Source organism: Nonomuraea sp. NPDC049784, assembly GCF_040659615.1.
Classification (GTDB): Bacteria; Actinomycetota; Actinomycetes; order Streptosporangiales; family Streptosporangiaceae; genus Nonomuraea.
The window spans coordinates 1-1662 of record NZ_JBFAMX010001152.1; the positions used below are offsets into that span (position 1 = coordinate 1).

A 1662-nucleotide genomic window follows, 5' to 3' on the forward strand; every position below is an offset into this window, starting at 1 on the left:
GCAGCTCGCACCCGTAGACGGCCTTGCGCTCGCGTCCGCCACCCTCGGACAGCGGGGCCCACTCGGCGTCTGTGAGCACGTTGTAGTGCGGGCAGTCCTGCTCACCGGCGTGCCGTTGCAGGCCGGTGGCCAGCGCGGCCGCCAGCCCCGCCGCGGTGAAAACCTGATGCACGGCATTGTGGACCAGCTCGACGTCGTCGTCGCTCAGCTCCGCCGCACCGAGTTGGTCAGCCAGCAGCCGCACGTGGGTGGCGAAGTGCCGGCAGGCGTCGACCAGCGCAGTCACCGGAGTCACCGCATCGTGCGGCGGGTCGGCCGGCGCGTCTTGGTGCGTCACAATGGACACGCTACGCCGCCCTCGGGTCATGCGCACGGCGGCGGGCGATGCCGCCAGAGCGTGCTGAGGCCGCACGGTGCCGGATTGCAGATAGCAAGCCAACCGGTGGGGTCGTAACCAACCTTCCGGGACCGGGTTTCAGCCTGCTCTGGAACGAACGCCACCTGCGGCACGCCCTACGCGAGTACGAACTGTTCTACAACCGGCACCGAGCCCATCAAACCCTGGCCCAAGCCGCCCCGCTGCGTACCGTCCCGGACCCGATCACGGATCCAGAGCGAATCATCGACCTGAACATACGCCGACGATACCGGCTTGGCGGCGTCCTTCACGAGTACTCACATGCCGCTTGACCTGTATGGATGGAATTTTCGGCAGGCGCAATGCTCTCGGATTCGCATGAACGCAGGCATACGTGCTTGACCCTCGCTACGACACGATCGCCACGACGTCCGACATCCCACGTCCACGAAGGAGACGAGTTGCCATCCACTGTCTTGATCATTGGTGCGACCGGAGCCGTTGGCTCCGCGCTCATCGACGCGCTCGTGCCCGACGTCCGGTCCGGGCGCCTGCACCTGGTCGCAGCGACCCGCCGTCCGGACGCCGCGGATGGACTACGCCAACGTGGCCTGGAGGTGCGCCGCCTCGACCTGGACGAGGCTGAGACCGCCGGGCTGGACGTCGTGAGGCCCGCGTTCAAGGGGATGGACCGGGTGTTCCTGCTCACCGGATACGACGTCCGGATGCTTGCGCAGTCAAAGGCGACCATGGATGCCGCCGAAGTCGAAGGCGTGTCCCATATGGTGCATCTGGGAGTGTCGGCCGTCAAGGACACCACCATCGTGCACTTCGCGTGGCATCAGTTGGTGGAGGCCCATATCGAGCGATCGGGGCTCGGGTACACACACCTGCGTCCTGCGGCGTTCATGCAGAATCTGCGACTCAGCGTGAGCAGACCGGGCGTGCTCACTCACTTTGTCGGGGATGCCCGGCCGAACTGGGTGGACGTCGCCGACATCGCCAGCGTCGCCGCCACGGTCCTACGCGATCCCGCACCGCACGCAGGACGAGGCTACGACCTGGCCGCCGAATCCGCCTCGCTGTCTGACATCGCCGGCCTCTTGCGCGAGACGACAGGACAGCCCTGGCGATACGAGGCGGCTGATCCCCAGGTGTTCTACCGAACTGTGGGCCAGTGCTCCGGCGTTCACGCCGGGGGTGAAGGCCCACGCGGGAGTGCCTGCTAGGGCGCGAGCGTGCTCTAGCCTTCCGCGTCGGTGAGCAGGTCAGCTCACACGGGTCGTTTCTGCTGTTCGATGTAC

Annotated in this window: 2 protein-coding genes; one reads left to right on the top strand and one right to left on the bottom strand. The window is 66.7% G+C overall.

Annotated elements, in window-relative coordinates:
- On the bottom strand, window positions 1–337 hold a 337-nt coding region (locus AB0J09_RS64230; RefSeq protein ID WP_360714263.1), incomplete at its 3' end, for a hypothetical protein.
- A 383-nt stretch (window positions 338–720) separates the two neighbouring features.
- On the opposite strand from AB0J09_RS64230, the gene AB0J09_RS64235 reads away from it, so the two are divergent.
- The gene (locus tag AB0J09_RS64235; protein WP_360714264.1) at window positions 721–1587 is read left to right on the top strand and encodes an NmrA family NAD(P)-binding protein; all 867 of its coding nucleotides are present in this window, start codon (window positions 721–723) and stop codon (window positions 1585–1587) included.
- The last annotated feature ends 75 nt before the right edge of the window (window positions 1588–1662 follow it).